Annotated in this window: 4 protein-coding genes; all 4 read left to right on the top strand. The window is 66.9% G+C overall.

From position 1 onward, the window contains the following. The 4 genes from gspF to SMAL_RS11230 all read left to right on the top strand — a co-directional run bounded on the left by gspF (nucleotide 1) and on the right by SMAL_RS11230 (nucleotide 16,502). On the top strand, nucleotides 1-1,200 hold the full coding sequence (gspF, locus tag SMAL_RS11245; protein ID WP_012511252.1) for a type II secretion system inner membrane protein GspF: 1,200 nt from the start codon (nucleotides 1-3) through the stop codon (nucleotides 1,198-1,200). 217 nt (nucleotides 1,201-1,417) lie between these two features. Beyond that, complete coding sequence (locus SMAL_RS11240) at nucleotides 1,418-2,611, top strand: substrate-binding domain-containing protein (RefSeq protein ID WP_006370827.1); 1,194 nt, start codon at nucleotides 1,418-1,420, stop codon at nucleotides 2,609-2,611. Between the two features lie 98 nt (nucleotides 2,612-2,709). Continuing rightward, nucleotides 2,710-3,897: a substrate-binding domain-containing protein gene (locus tag SMAL_RS11235; RefSeq protein WP_006370760.1), complete on the top strand. Its 1,188-nt coding sequence runs from the start codon at nucleotides 2,710-2,712 to the stop codon at nucleotides 3,895-3,897. 206 nt (nucleotides 3,898-4,103) lie between these two features. Beyond that, nucleotides 4,104-16,502 carry a filamentous hemagglutinin family protein gene (locus SMAL_RS11230; protein WP_012511251.1) on the top strand — a complete coding sequence of 4,133 codons (12,399 nt, stop codon included), beginning with the start codon at nucleotides 4,104-4,106 and terminating at the stop codon, nucleotides 16,500-16,502. Nucleotides 16,503-16,652 lie beyond the last annotated feature (150 nt).

Raw genomic sequence — 16,652 nt, 5'->3', positions numbered from 1 at the left:
ATGGCACTGTTCGACTACCAGGCTGCCAACGCGCAGGGCCGCATCGAGAAGGGTCAGCTGGACGCCGACAGCCCGCGCGGCGCACGCCAGCTGCTGCGCGGTCGCGGGCTGACACCCGTGCAGGTCAGCGCGGCGCGCGGTGCGGGCAGTGGCTGGGGCGCCCGCCGGCTGTCTGCCAGCGAGCTGGCCTGGGCCACGCGCCAGCTGGCCAGCCTGCTGGCCGCGAGCCTGCCGTTGGAAGCCGCATTGACTGCGGTGATCGAACAGGCCGAGCGCCCGCATGTGGCCCAGGCACTCACCGCCGTACGCGCCGACGTGCGTGCCGGCCAGCGCCTGACCGTTGCGCTGGCCGCGCGGCCGCGCGATTTCCCGCCGATCTATCGGGCGCTGGTGGGCGCAGGTGAAGACTCCGGTGACCTGGCGCGGGTGATGGAGCGCCTTGCCGACTACATCGAAGAACGCAACGCGCTGCAGGCCAAAGTACTGACCGCCTTCATCTACCCAGCGGCGATCAGCCTGGTGTCGGTGGCGATCGTGATCTTCCTGCTCAGCTACGTAGTGCCGCAGGTGGTGACCGCGTTCGTGCAGGCGCGGCAGACGCTGCCGATGCTGACCCAGGTGATGCTGGCCGCCAGCGCGTTCGTGCGCAGCTGGGGCGTGTGGGCAGGGCTCGGCATCGCTGCGTTGGTGGTGGCATGGCGGTTGGCCCTGCGCAAGCCCGAGCTGCGCCTGCGGTGGGACGCGATGCTGCTGCGGGTGCCGATGGTCGGGCGTTTCGTGCTGGGGGTGAACAGTGCGCGCTTTGCCTCGACGCTGGCGATCCTGCTGGATGCCGGTGTGCCACTGCTGCGTGCCTTGGAGGCGGCGCGGCAGACGCTTGGCAATGCGCTGCTGGCGCGCTGTGCCGATGATGTGTCCGCGCGCGTGCGCGAAGGTGCGGCGTTGGGTGCTGCGTTGAAGGTGCAGAAGGTGTATCCGCCTATCCTGGTGCACCTGGTGGCCAGCGGTGAGAAGACCGGCTCGCTGGCACCGCTGCTGGATCGTGCTGCACAGACGATCTCGCGCGAGATCGAACGTCGCGCGATGGCACTGACCGCGCTGCTGGAACCGACCATGATCCTGGTGATGGGCGGTGTGGTGCTGACGATCGTGCTGGCCGTGCTGATGCCGATCATGGAAATGAATCAATTGGTGCAGTGATGCGCAACGCGCATCACGGCACGCTTTCGATTCTCCACACAATCCTCCACACCTTTTTTCGATCTTCCACAGGTTTCTTAAGCGGCCTGTCATCGGCGCAGACCAGCATGGACACGTCGCCGCAGAGTGGGCTGGGAGGCCCTCGGCGGCAGCAGGCGTGTAGTGACCGTTCCTCCCTTGGCGTTTCCCTTCGCAGTAAACCCTTCAGGAGAAGATCATGAACAAGTACAAGACCCTGGCCGCGCTGGTTGCCACCGCGCTGCTCGCCACCGCCGGTGCCGCTTCGGCGCAGACTGCCGTCACCGGTGGCGGCGCCTCGCTGCCAGCCGACCTCTACAAGGGTTCGGCTGACAGCATCCTGCCGGCCAACTTCAGCTACGCCGTGACCGGCTCGGGTACCGGCAAGAAGGCCTTCCTGGAAAACAACTCGGCGCTGTTCTCCACCACCGGTACCGTGCACTTCGCCGGTAGCGATTCGGTGCTGAGCAGCACCGAGCTGAACACCTACAACAGCACCTACAACGTGTCCGGCGATGCCAACCGCTACGGCGCCCTGGTGCAGATCCCGTCGGTGGCCACCTCGGTCACGATTCCGTTCAACAAGGCCGGTTCGGCCGTTGACCTGTCGGTGACCCAGATCTGCGGCATCTTCTCCGGCAAGATCAACAACTGGAGCCAGCTGGCGGGCCTGGGCCGTACCGGTGCCATCCAGGTTGTCTACCGCGGCGAGAGCAGCGGCACCAGCGAACTGCTGACCCGCTTCCTGACCAGCGCCTGCCAGCCGGCTGACGTGTCGGGCACCAACCTGAAGCTGGCCAACGGCGTGCCGGCGTTCTCGGTGCAGTCGACCTTCGCCAACCTGTTCACCACCGTGCCGTCGAACTTCGTCGCTGCCCCGGCCACCGGTGGCTCCGCGCTGTACAACGCTGTCTATGCCGTTGACGGCCGCGTCGGCTACGTCGGCCCGGACGTCATCCCGAGCCTGACCGATGCCACCAAGGTCGCCAAGGTCAAGAGCTTCTCGCCGGATGAAGTGAGCGTGCAGGCGACTCTGGAGACCGCTGCTCCGCCGACCGGCGCTGCTGCTGAGAACCCCGCCAACTGGGTGCCGGTGTTCGGCAACCCGAGCGCGGGCTATCCGATCGCTGGCTACACCAACTTCGTGTTCGGCCAGTGCTACAAGAACGCCACCGTGGGCGCCAATGTGCGCGGCTTCCTGACCCGCCATTACGGCAGCACCGTGGTCAACGGTGTGGAGCAGGGCCCGAACGACGACGCCATCCGCGCGCACAAGTTCATCCCGCTGACCAAGGCCTGGCGTGATGCGGTCCGTGCTCGCTTCGCCACCGCCACCAACGCCGGTGCGGTTAACAATCCGAGCACCTGCTCGGGCATCGGCCGTCCGCTGTAACTGCGACATAGAAGTGTTCTCCAGGTGCGCCGGCCGTCAGGCCGGCGCACTGCGGTATGAACGACCGTATCCAGAGAAGGCAGGGAGTTGCCAATTTCATGAAGCCGCCATTGAACGCATTCTGGCTGGCCAGCTGCGCGCTGGTCGGAACTCTAGAAGCAAATGCCCAGATTCTTGTCCAGGGCGGCGGTGCGACAATGCCCGCGGCCCTGTACCAAGGGAGTCCGGACAGCATTCTTCCGACGTCGTTCAGCTATGCTCCCAGGGGCTCGGGCGTCGGCAAGCGGGCATTCCTGAGCAATGACCCATCACTGTTTTCGACGACGGGGACTGTCCACTTTGCTGGCAGCGATGCGGTACTGAGCAGCACCGAGTTGTACAGCTACAACAGCACCTTCAACCGGGCTGGTGATCCCACCCGTTATGGGGCATTGATCCAGATTCCCGTTGCGCTGGCTCCGGTGATTATTCCCTTCAACAAGCCTGGTTCAGCAATTGACCTGTCGGTCACCCGGATCTGCGGGATATTCTCCGGCAAGATCACCAACTGGTCGAGCATCGACAGCGCCCGCACCGGCACCATTCGGGTTGTCTACCGTGGCGAGAGCAGCGGCGCCACTGAATTTCTGGCCCGTTTCCTGACCAGCGCCTGCCAGCCGGCCGATGTCTCAGGCACCACGCTGAAGCTGACCAACGGCGTGCCGGCGTTTTCGGTGCAGTCGACCTTCGCCAATCTTTTCACTAGTGTTCCCGAGAACTTTGTTGCAGCTCCGGCGTCCGGTGACGCGGCGGTGTACGCCGCCATTTTTGCGACCGTCGGAACAATGGGATACACAGGTCCAGACCTGTCTCTTGATCTCTCGGATGCTACTCGAGTTGCACAGGTCAAGGGCTTCTCTCCAAAGGACGTGAGTACTCAGGCGACACTGGATAACGTGCCACCGCCGGCCGGTGCCGCTGCCGAGAACCCAGCGAACTGGGTGCCGTGGTTCGGCAACCCGAGCTCAGGATATCCAATCGTGGGTACCACCAATCTCCTGTTTGGGCAGTGCTACAAGGATGTACTGGTGGCTGCAAGAATTCGCGGCGGGCTTCTTCGAATCTATGGCAGCACCGTGGTCAACGGTGTCGAACAGGGCCCGCAGGATCCCGCCATCGTTGCGCACAGGTTCATTCCGCTGAATAAAGCCTGGCGCGATGCGGTCCGTTCCCGCTTTGTCAACGCCAGCAACGCTGGAGCATTGAACAATCCGAGCACCTGCTCGGGAATCGGCCGTCCGCTGTAACTGCAATTGCTTCTGTAGTTTCAGGAGACGCACAAGGGCGCCGGCAGCAATGCCGGCGCCTTCCGCGTATGTCCGCTGCATGACAGTGATGCGCCTGTCGCCTTCACGCCGTCGCCACCGTCTATGAGGTGCAGGGCGTGCCTCGAGCAGGCCCATCCGTACACACGCCGCCGCCGACGCGGCCCATCAGGTTGACGAGGTCCCCGATGTCGCACCCGCATTCGCCCACCGCCCGTTTCCCTGCTGCCTTGTGGCGTAGCCATCCGATGGCCTGGGCCGTCGCAGTGGCCCTGGGCAGCGTGGTGGCTCCGGCCACTCAGGCCCAACAGGCGTTCAGCCCCGGCTGGTTCGCCGAGCGCGGTGCGGCGCAGGGCGCGGCGGCACAGAGCGGGCGCATGCCCAATGGCGTGCCGATCCAGTTCCAGCTACCCGCGCAGCAGCAGGATGCGGCACGGCAGAAGCTGCAGCAGTCGATCGACAACCTTGGTACGGCCGCGCAGGCCATCGCCCTGCAGCAGCGCCTGCAGGAACAGGCACGGCAGGCGCGCCGCGAGGCGGGCTTCGTGGTCGCCGATGGCCTGGGCAAGGATGGCCTGAAGGTCGACGAGAATCCGCTGACCCGCGGCTGGATCAACGCCCGCGAGGCGATACAGTCGCAGGCCGCCGACGGGCGGGTGCTGGTCAACATTGAGCAGACAGCCGACCAAGCGATCCTGAACTGGGAAACCTTCAACATTGGTGGCAACACCACACTGAATTTCCTGCAGAACCCCGACTGGGCCGTGTTGAACCGGGTCAACGATCCCGCCGCAAGGCCCAGCCAGATCCTTGGCCAGCTGAAGGCCAATGGCACGGTGTTCGTGGCCAACCGCAACGGTGTTGTGTTCGGCAACAACAGCCAGGTCAATGTCCGCAATCTGGTGGCAGCGGCCGCACGCATCAGCGATGCGCAGTTCCGTGAGCACGGCCTGTACAGTGCCGACGCGAACACCTCGGCGCTGACCGACGCCGTGGGCAAGGTCATGGTCGAGCGCGGTGCACGCATCACCACGCACGAACCGACCACGGCCACCCGCGGCGGTGGCTATGTACTGCTGGCCGGCCACAGTGTGGAGAACGCCGGACAGATCGAGACTCGAAAAGGCCAGGCCCAGCTCGCCGCCGGTGACAGTTTCGTGATCCGCCGCGGCATGGGCACCGCCCAGAACACCGCGTCCACCACCCGAGGCAATGAGATTGCCCCGCGCTTCATCGCTGACAGTACGGCGGGCGGCGTTCGCAACAGTGGTCTGATCCAGGCGCGCGAAGGTGACATCACCCTGGCTGGACGCCGGGTCGAACAGGCTGGCGTTGCAGTCGCGTCCACCACGCTGAATCAACGTGGTACGGTGCACCTGTTGAACTCGGCGTCCGATGCGGCGGGCAGTGTGACCCTGGCCTCCGGCTCGACCACTGCAGTACTGCTGGAAGACGATGGCAAGAGCACGGCGCTGGACAGCCAGCGCGACGCGCTCATCAAGGAATCCACCGAGCAGGACAAGCTGCGCGGTTCCAGCAACAGCGGCACCTTCGACAATCTTTCGCGCCTGCAGGACCGTCGCGAGCAATCGCGCATCGAAGTCGTCTCCGGCGGCGATGTGAACTTCCAGGCCGGCGCACTGGCAGTGGCCACCGGCGGCCAGGTGATCGCCGACGCCAGCCGGCGCAGCTATCTGGATGATGGCGCGCGCGTGGACGTCTCCGGTGCGGTGGGCGTGCAGGTGGCGATGGAAAGCAACAACGTCAAGGTGAAGGTGCAGGGCAATGAGTTGCGCGATTCGCCAGACAACCGTGACAGCGGCAAGCTGATCAGCAGCGAGGTGTGGATCGACCGCCGCCAGTTGACCGAAGTCGCCGCCGGTACCGGCGGCTATGAAGGTACGCGCTGGTATGCCGGCGGCGGCCTGCTGGAAGTGGGGGGCTACCTGGACAACCAGGGGCATTCGATCAGCGAATGGGCAGCACAGGGTGGAACCGTCCAGCTGGCAGGCAAGGAAGTCGTCAGCCACGCCGGTTCGCGCATCAATCTGGCCGGTGGCAGCCTGGATGTGCAGTCTGGCGTGGTGCAGCAGAGCTGGCTGCGTGGCCGCGACGGGCAGTTGTACCGGCTTGATGATGCACCGGCCGAGATGCTGTACGACGGTCTGTACCAGGGCTATGAAGTGAAGCAGGAACGTTGGGGGGTGACCGAATCGTTCCGCAATCCGCTGGTGGCACCCACCCAGCGTTTCGACAATGGCTATACCGTGGGACGCGATGCAGGCCGTCTGCTGATCTCGGCGCCCACGGCTGTCCTGCAGGGCCAGGTGGATACGGTGGCCTTCCAGGGCCTGCAGCAGACCCGCCGCCCGGATCAGGCGCAGGACGGGTACGTGCAGGCACAGACGGCCGCGGCCCGCAACGCCCAGCTCTGGCTCGGGCGTTTCGACAACACCGGCCGAAGTGCAGTGTTCGATTCGCAGATCCGCATCGGAGCGCTCCAGGCCGACACCCGGTCATGGACGTTGCAGGCGCCGATCGGGGAAACACAGCGCAATACCGTGTGGTTGGACAGTGAGGTCCTGAGCGCCCAGCGTTGGGGGCAGGTGGACCTCGCTTCGGCGGGCCGTATTGACCTGGATGGCACGCTCAGGTTGCAGGAGGGCGGCCGGCTTGGGCTCACTGCAAGCCGCGTCAGCTTCGGTGGAACGGTGCAGATTGCCGGCGGGCAGGTAGAGGCCGGCAACCTGCTTCCGGCGCTCGGCGGGCCCACGGCCCTGCTGAGGTCCGGACGCGGCGCGGTGGATGTTGCGGCGGGCGCACGGATCGATCTTGGCGGCAGTTGGAGTAACGCGCTTGCTGCGCCGGATGGCGACCCCGCGCAGGCGTGGATCGACGGTGGACAGATGCGCTTCAACAGCAGTCACGACATCCGTGTGGGTGAAGGGGCAGCGATTCTTGTCGATGCCGGCGGCGCGATCGATGCCAGTGGCAAAGGGCGCGTAGGCAAGGGCGGCAGTGTCAGCCTGCTCGCGGCCAGCACCGAGGTTGCCACCGACGGCAGCGGGCGGATCCGTATCGGCGATGGCACACGCTTCAGCGCGCTCGGCAATGGAAGCGGCAATTTCACGCTGGCAACAGGCGGTGCGGTGTCTATCGGCGCGCCTGGCACGGATGCATCGGCGGCGTCGTTGCGATTGCAGTCAGCACTGTTCAGGAGTGGCTTCGCCGGCTATGACATCGCCGGTCACAACGGTTTGACGGTTGAAGAAGGTACCCAGCTGCTGGTGGAACGACCGGCGCTGCGCCTGGCTGAGGGCGCACAGCAGGCACTGGCCCGCGAGCAGGGCGTTCAGGCCTGGACGCCGTCGCTGTATGAGGCGGATCCGGCCAGCGGGCGTGTATCGCAGCGCGGCGGCGCGAGCCTGGCACTGCGCGCAGGGCATCCGCTGTCCACGGCCGATCTGCGCGTTGGCAAGGGCGCAAGGATCGAGGTCGATGCCGGCCAGACGATCGAACTGTTCAGCGCCGGCAACCTGGACGTGGCTGGCAGTCTGAAGGCGGCCGGCGGCCGTATCCGCCTGGACGAGGCATTCGATCCGACCGGTGTGCGTGGCGATCAACGCCGCGAACGTCGCTGGACGATTGCCGAGGGCGCCCTGCTGGACGTGAGCGGCGATAGCGTTTCCCTGCCCGACGCGCGCGGGACATTGCGCGGACAGGTGCGCAAGGGCGGAACGATCGAGATCGGGGGGGCGTTGGACTGGGAAGACCAGGACAACGTACGCCACTTGCCGCCCGATACCTTCGTGGTGGTGGAGCGCGGTGCGCGGCTGGACGCGTCCGGTGCTTCGGCGCTGCTGGACATTGATGGCAGCGGGCGCACCCGGGTGGACAGCGACGGCGGCAGCATCGTGCTGCGCGCCGGCAATGCGCTGTACCTGCAGGGCGACCTGGACGCAGCAGCGGGCGGCGACGGCGCGCGCGGTGGCACCCTCGGCGTTGCCTTCGGTGGCGGAACCTACGGCAGAACGGCAATGAACAAGGAAGTGCTGGCGCCGAGGGTGATCTCGCTGACCCAGCACGCCGCGCAGACGACCGACCTGCCTGCACGCCTTGAGTACGGCCATGCGGCACTGTCGGTGGAGCAGATCGAGGCCGGTGGTTTCGATCATCTGGCCTTGTTCGGCGATATCCGCGCCCAGGGAGATGTCACTCTGCGCATGGACCAGAGCCTGCGCCTCCAGGGCTTGAACGAGCGTTACCTCGGCTTCGTCCCGGGCAACAGCGAGGGCAACCGTCTGCAACTGGACGCGCCGTATGTCCGCCTTGCGCAGGGGCGCTGGTGGCAGCCGGCCGGGGAAGGCACGTTGCGCCCGCAGGAAGCGGGGTTCGACAGCGGCCGCCAGCATCGCCTGGACGTGAGCGCCGATCTGATTGACCTGCGCGACGTCACCTGGCTGGCGGGATTTGATCAGGTCGCGCTGCGCAGCCGCGGTGACATTCGCATGCTGGCCGCGGTCGCCAGTAGTTCACGGGAATCCACGCTTGCAAGCCCGGGTTCGATCGATATCAGCGCCGCACGCATGTATCCGGCGGCCCGGGCCAAGGGACGCATCGTGGCGGGCGTCCCCGACATCGGTCCTTCAGGCCTGCCGTTCTGGCAGAACCCCGACGCCGTACTGCGCATCCATGGCATTGCAGGCGGCGCGCAACCGGCACCGGACTCTGCGTTCGGAAGCCTGGAGCTGGTGGCAGCGACGGTGGTGCAGGGCGGCAATGTGCAGGCGCCTTGGGGCCATGTGCAGCTGGGTGGCAGGGAATTCAACGCTGATGCGGCCAGCCGCGTCGACCTGCTTGCAGGCAGCGTGACGTCGGTGAGCGGTGCCGGCCTGCAGCTGCCGTTTGGCGGTACCGTGGATGGTGTGGGCTGGCGCCGCAACGGTGCCGACTTCGATGTGCTGGGCCCCGGCTCGACCAACATCCCGATCGGTATCGACATCGTCGCCAACGCCGTCGATGGCGTGGTGGGCAGCGTGCTGGACGTGTCCGGCGGAGGCGAGCTGTCCGGCGCTGCATTCGTGGCCGGGCGCGGTGGCTCGGTGGACATCCTGCGGCATGCGCTGGCGGATGCGAACCCGCGCTACCGCTTCAGCGGCAGTGACAATGCGGTCTACGCGATCATGCCGGGACGCTCTGGCACCCAGGCGCCACAGGCGGTTGCTGATGGCAGCGCCGATCCGCGCATCGGCCAGCAGATCGTCATACCTGCGGGGGTCCCCGGCCTCCCGGCCGGAACCTACACGCTGCTGCCGGCCAGCTACGCACTGCAGAAGGGCGCATTCCGCGTCGAAGTCGGCGCCGAACGCGCCGTCGGCAGCAGGCAGGCAGTGGCGACCGGCACAGGCTCATGGCGTGTCAGCGGGCACCGGGCGCAAAGCCTGGGCGGGGCAGTGTCGCCGCTGCTCACCGATCTGGTGCTGACGCCCGCGGAAGCGGTGCGCCGCCATGCCAACTACAACGAAACGTCCTACAGCACGTTCGTACAGGGCGTGGCCGAACGGCGTGGCGAAGCGCTGCGCTGGCGGCCTACGGACGCCGGCAACCTCAACCTGGCACTGGGTGAGGGCGCCGGACGTTCGAGTGTGCCAGCGGCGATCTTCCAAGGCGTGTCGCGCTTCAACGCCGGCAGCAATGACGGACGCGGGGGCACGCTTTCGGTCAATCTGCTCACCTCCAATGACGCGATGTTGGAGATTGTCACCGAAGGCGGCAGCGCCGGCAGCGGTAGCGGCGCCACCGTCTTCGACTCGGCGCTCAATGCGTTCCGCCCGGAGACGATGCTGATCGGCGGCGTGCTGCGGCGTGACGCGACGACCCATTCGCTGGAGGGCAGGGCGCAGCACATCGTGGTGCGCAACGGCGTCAACCTGACGGCGCAGGAAGTGCTGCTGTCGGCCGCGTTCGGAGGCAAGGGAATCCTGGTGGAGCAGGGCGCTTCGATCGATACCTTGACCGGGGCAAATACCTCGCGCGTGGCGCAGCCCACGACGCCCTATCTGGTGTCGGGCGGCCTGCTTGCCGTGTCCAACCAGCGCTTGACGGCGCTCAGTGCGCAGGGCGGCAGTGCCGCCGGTCCGGTGGCGATCGACATCGGCGGATGCGTGGTGGACTGCAATGGCCAGACCCGGTTGCTGTCGGCAGGCAGCATCAATGTGGTCACCGACGGTGCCTTGAACATTGGTGATTCGGTGAGCTACGGCACGCGCCAGCTCGGCCTGGGCATGTCGGCGCTCAATCTCGGCAGCGCCGAGGCCATTGCGGCGGCAGCGGCGGCCGGCGCCCTGCCGGCGGGCATGACCATGAACCAGGAGGTGTTGCAGCGATTGCTGCGGGGAAACACCGCCACCGGCGCGCCGGCGCTGGAGGCGCTGAGCCTGACCGCGCGCGACGCCATCAATGTGTTCGGCAGCGTGGACCTGGATACGCGTGACGGTGCGACCGGTCGCAGCAGCCTGCGCAGCCTGGTGCTGGGCGCCCCTGCCATTCATGGCTACGGCTCTGCGGCCGACCACGCGCGCATCTTCGCCGATACGCTGGTCTGGGACGGTACGCTGGCCGGCACCACGTTGCCCGGCGGTGAGCAGACCCAGCCGGCCGGCGAGGCGATGGTGGGCCGGCTTGGCCAAGGGCAGCTGGAAATCAATGCACGGGTGCTGGAGCTGGGGCGTGCGCCCTTTACCCGGCCCAGTTCGTCGGTGGCCGCGGATCGCCAGGTGCTCGGCTTCGCCGGCGTTACCCTGGCAGCATCGGATCGCATGTTGTTCTCCGGCAAGGGCAGTCTGGATGTCTTCCAGCGGCAGGGCGATTACGTGGCAGGCAGCGGCTGGCAGTTCAGCGGCGGCGCGCTGGATATCGTTACCCCGTTGCTGACCGGCAGTGCGGGCGCGCAGCTGGCAATCCGCAATGGCGGTACGGTGCAGTTGCGCGGTGCTGCGGCAACCGCGGGCAGCGATGCGTTGGGTGCGGAGTTGTCCATCACGGCCGAACGCGTTGTGATCGACAGCCGGGTGGCGCTGGCGTCCGGCCGGTTCGAAGCCAATGCCCGCCAGGGCGTGGCGCTTGGCAGCAATGCAGTGCTGGACATGGCGGGGCGGAAGGTCAGCCTGTTCGACGTGGACAAGTACAGTTGGGGCGGCGACGTAGCGCTGTCGAGCCGTGACGGTGACATCGTTGCCGACGCGGCGTCGCGCATCGATCTTTCCGCCCGCAACAACCGCGGCGGCCGCTTGACGGTCGCTGCGCTGGGCGCGCAGGGCGGCCGTGTGGATCTGGCAGGCACGTTGCTTGGCGGAGCCAGCGGCCGCTACGACGCCGGTGGCACTGAAGTGCCCTACGACGGCGGCGAGCTGGTAGTGCGTGCACGCCAGTTGCAGGACTTCTCCGGCCTGAACACCCGGCTTACCGCCGGTGGCATTACCGGTGGCCGGACGTTCCAGTTGAGCGAAGGCGACCTGGTGATCGGCGATGAAGTGAAGGCACGCAACGTGGATATCAGCGTCGATGGCGGCAGCCTGCTCGTCAATGGCCGCATTGATGCCAGTGGCGAACAGGTCGGCAGCATCCGCCTGTCCGCCCGCGATGTGTTGCGTATCGACGGCACATTGGACGCGCATGGCAGCGCCTTGCGCGTCGATAGTTACGGCAAGATCATCGACAGCCCGAACCGGGCGATGATCGAACTGACCTCGGCCAGTGGCAGCCTGCAGCTGGGCGCGACCTCATCGATGGACCTGCGCGCCGGCACCTCGGTGGCCACGGGTAGCAGCCCTGGCCAGAACGATGGCCGCGCACGCGGCAGCGTCAAGCTCAACGTGCCACGCGTGGGCAGCAACGACGCTGCGATTGACGTGGCCAGCGGACTCCGCATCGCCGGTGCCGCCGATCTCCAGGTCAACGCCTTCCGCAGCTATGATTCGGCGCCGTTGGCAAGCGCTCCGGACGTGCATGGCCATCGTCCGCAGGTGATCAACCAGCATTGGCTGGACACGGTTGTGGACCCGGACAACAGCCAATGGATGAACGCCGCGCTGACCAATACGGGACTGCAGCAGCGCACTGCCGCACTGGGCAGCTATCGCCTGCGTCCCGGCGTGCAGATCGTGGCGCGGACCAGCAGTGACAACCCGCGTGGCGATCTGGTCGTGGCCGGCGATATCGATCTGTCCGGCTACCGCTACGGACCGCAGTCGAACCGGACCGATCCAGCGCGCCGAGGCTTCGGTGAATCGGCAGCGCTGGTGCTGCGCGCCGAAGGCGATATCAACGTCTACGGCAGCATCAACGATGGATTCGCGCCGCCGCCTGCCAATCCCGATGAGGACGGCTGGGTGCTGCTGGAGGGGCGCAGTGCCGGTACGCCCAACACGGCGTTCGGTGGCGACCTGATCGTGCCCGGCGAAGGTGTACAGCTGCAGCGCGGCACCGAATTCCGTGCTGGCGCGACGCTGAACTATGCACTGCCCTTCGAGGCCGTGACCCTGCCGGCCGGAACCGTGCTGCCCGCGGAAATGCGGTTGTCGGGACCGCTGCTGCTGCCGGCCGGCACTGTGCTGGGCGCGGCAGTGACGACGGCGGGTGGCGAGGTGGTAGCGGCTGGAACCGTGCTGGCCCAGGCATTGACGTTGCAGGCGGGTGCGCGCCTGGGGGCCGGCTTCCGGCTGCGCGCGCCGGCGCCGGTGGCCGCACAGGTGTGGCCGGCCGGCGTCGCGCTGCCGATGGCGATGAAGCTGTCAGACGCGGTGGACCTGCATGCCGGCGCGATCATCCCGTCGATGACCAAGGTGGAGCTGGCCGGCGATGCGCCGGTGAAACTGCGGCCTGCCGACGCCAGCGGGCGCCAGGGACGCAACTGGGCGCTGGCGGCGATGCTGCCCGAAGGCACCACCTCGTGGGATCTGACTGCAGTGGCCGGTGCCGATACGACCGCTGCCGATCCGCGTACCCGCAGCTGGGGAAGCGACGGCAGCATCGTGCTGGCCGACAGCCACTACAGCACCATCGGGACGGTGACCAAGACGACGGAATGGAAGGGTGATCGAATCGTCAATTTGGAAGGTTCTCTGTACTGGTGGGGCGATGAGAGTCTGGCCGGAAAGTCACCTGCCGAGGTGGCCGAGATCATCGGGACCACCGAGGCGGAGATCTGTGGCGCAGGCGCCTTCTGCGGCCCGGCCCCGCGCCTGGTGGACAAGGAAGGCTCGCTGGCATGGTGGGGCGATGAATCCTGGGTCGGCCGCCCGGCTACGGAACTGGGCGCCGAGATGGGCATGTCGGAGGAAGAGATCTGCGCGGCAATGGGCTACTGCTACGGCGGCGGTACGCTTACCGAGGTGACCACCTACGGCAAGCGCCTGGGCTCGCCGGCTTGGAGCGTGCTACGTACCGGCAAGGGTGATCTGGCACTGCTGGCCGCGCAGGACGTGCGCATGAAGTCCGGCTTCGGCGTGTACACCGCAGGTGCGCCGACGCTACTGGGCGATGGCAGCGACCCCCAGTTCAATCCGGTGCGTACGGCTGCGCCCTGGCACACCTCGCTGCTGGGCAGGAACCAGGTCTCGGGCAACTATGATGCGGCGCTGGCCAGTTACCGTGCGTGGTATCCCGACCATGGCGGCGATGTCAGGGTTGAAGCTGGACGCGACATCATCGGCGACGCCTGGACCGCCCGGTCCGAATCCGGTACGGCGCAGCGCGACCAGGCTGGGCATTCAAGCGCAGCCGTGGGCGGCTGGTTGTGGCGGCAGGGTACGGGCACCACCGAAGGCGCCCAGGCAACACCGACGAGCTGGTGGATCAACTTCGGCACGTACAGCACCGTGGGCGCCGAAGCGGACGCAGCTCCCCGCATGGTCGGGTTCACCGGCTTCGGCACGCTGGGAGGCGGCAATCTGTCACTGGAAGCGGGCCGCCACGCGGGCGTGCTCGACCCGATGGGCAATGCCCTGGGTCTGTTGACCGCGCCTCATTCCAGCGCGATTGTTGCTGCGGTCGGGTCGACCGGGCGCGTCAGCAATGGTGAGCTGCATCTGACCGGTGGCGGCGACCTGACCCTGCGCAGTGGCGGTGCGTTGAATCCTGGCCTGCGCGCCAGCGCGCAGCAGCCGGAGAGTTTCCTGCAGGATCTGGATCTCAATGGCGCGGTGACCAACCTGCGCGGCAGCACCCTGCTGCAGGCGGCACGCATCGGTGGCCTCAGCGCGATACAGAGCAGCTACGGAACGCTGGGCCTGATGGATCCGTTCGTGGCGGACGCCCCGGTGGCGATGGCGGGGCCCCTGCTCATTCTGGGTGATTCCACTGCCCGCCTGCAGGCCCGTGGTGACATTGTTCTCGGTGGCGCCGCAGATGCAGGGCGTGTACCGACGGCCAACTACAACGACGTGGTTCTGGGCGATGGCCAGCATGCAGCTGGCACGACGTGGTTCTCGCTCTGGACCCGAGGCACGGCACTGGACCTGTTCTCGGCAGGCGGAAATCTCGCACCCAGCCTGGCCGGAAGTCTGCATGCAACCGGTAGCAACATGTTCGCTGAAGGCATCGCGCTGCGCGAGCAATCCGTTCCCGCCAGCATCAATTACTGGCTGTATCCGTCCAGGTTCAGCGCGGTGGCAGCGAGTGGTGACATCATCAGCGCCCCGCTTCGAGGTCTCGGACCAGGGGCGACTACGGGCGATGTGATCCTGCTCGCGCCTTCGGCCAGCGGCCAGCTCGATGTTCTGGCTGGAGGCTCGATCCATGCCGCGATCAACGCCACCGGCATTGCACGTTCCGGTAGCGACGCCCGCCTGCCTGGCCCGTTTGATCCTGCATTCATGGCCCAGCGGGGCGCCAGCCTGACCCGGGTCGGCCACAATCTCTCCGACGATGGGGTGCAGGGAGCGGATCCGTCGGCGATCCTGCCCTTGTTCGCGTTCGGCCCCAGTACTCCGACCACGGGTGCGCTGACGTCCCGGCCCACGTCGCCCAGCCGCTTCTATGCCGTTGCCGGTGACATCATCGGGTTGGGCAGCGGCGGGCGCAGGCAATTGAGGCGGAACATCGGCGAGGAGAGCCGGACACTGTTCGACTGGTACGAAGCGGGCTCGGCCGTACAGCTGCGCGCCGGTCGCGACGTGATCAATGCGAACGTCACAGCGCTCAACACCAGCGGTACCGATATCAGCGGGATCGAGGCGGGCCGGGACATCATCCGCAGCAACCTGACGGTGGCCGGCCCCGGCAACGTTGAAGTGAGTGCGGGCCGGCAGCTGCGCCAGGAAGAGGCCGGAAGCATCGTGAGCCTGGGTGGCGTCGTCCAGGGCGATGCCCGTCCCGGTGCCAGCATCGCAGTGACTGCCGGCAATCAGGGCATTGACTTCGATGCACTGCGCACGCGCTACCTGGACCCGGCCAACCTGGCCGATCCGGCGCAGTCGCTGGCATCGCAGCCCGGCAAGGCGGTGAAGATCTATGACAAGGAGTTGAAGCAGTGGCTGCAGCAGCGCTTCGGCCTGGCCGTCGACGGCGCCGAGGTGCTGGCTGCGTTCGACCGGTTGCCGAGCGAACAGCAACGGATCTTCCTTCGCCAGGTCTACTACGCCGAACTGCGCGAAGGTGGCCGCGAGTACAACGATCGGAATGGACCACGTGTTGGTTCTTACCTGCGGGGCCGTGAGGCCATCGCCACGCTGATGCCGGACAAGGATGCAGCAGGTGCGACGATCCAACGCACCGGCGATATCCTGATGTATGGCGGCGCCGGCGTACGTACCGAAGCCGGTGGCAACATCGAGCTGATGGCACCGGGCGGACAGATCGTGGTGGGTGTACAGGGCGTGGTGCCACCGGCCAGTGCCGGGCTGGTGACCCAAGGGCAGGGTGACATCCGGCTGTTCAGCCAGGACAGCGTGCTGCTGGGCCTGTCGCGGGTGATGACGACGTTCGGCGGTGACATCCTGGCATGGTCGGAGCAGGGTGACATCAATGCCGGTCGCGGTTCGCAGACCACCTTGTTGTACACGCCGCCGCGTCGCGTCTATGACGGCTGGGGCAATGTGATCCTGTCGCCGCAGGCTCCCGCCAGTGGCGCAGGCATCGCCACCTTGAACCCCATCGCCGAAGTGCCGCCGGGCGACGTCGACCTGATCGCGCCGCTGGGCACCATCGACGCGGGCGAAGCAGGCATACGAGTCTCGGGCAACATCAACCTGGCAGCGCTGCAGGTGCTCAACGCCGCCAACATCCAGGTGCAGGGCGAGAGCAAGGGCCTGCCGGTGTTGGCCACGGTGAACGTCAATGCGCTGGCGTCGGCCAGTGCGGCAGCGAACAGTGCCAGCCAGGCCGCACAGGACGTGATGCGCAAGAGCCAGGACGACGCACGGCGCAACCAGCCGTCAGTGATCAGCGTGCAGATTCTCGGCTTCGGCAGCGGCACCAGCAGCATTGCGCCGCCGGCGCGCGGCACGACCGCCAACAGCGGCTACGACGCCAACAGCGCCTTCCAGTTCCCGCAGGCAAGCCGCGACGAAGGCACGCAGCGCCGATAGGCATAGCACGCCCCGGTAGGTACCGACCTTGGTCGGTACGCATTGCCCGATGCACCGCATCGGGCTGCAGCATCGGGCCAGCCGCCAGGGAACGGTGGCGGCCCCAGCCAGGACGGCACGGAGGGCAGGGAGCGGCCATCAGCGGTGAGG

Source organism: Stenotrophomonas maltophilia R551-3, assembly GCF_000020665.1.
Taxonomy (GTDB): Bacteria; Pseudomonadota; Gammaproteobacteria; order Xanthomonadales; family Xanthomonadaceae; genus Stenotrophomonas; species Stenotrophomonas maltophilia_L.
This window is presented reverse-complemented; position numbering and strand designations above follow the sequence as displayed.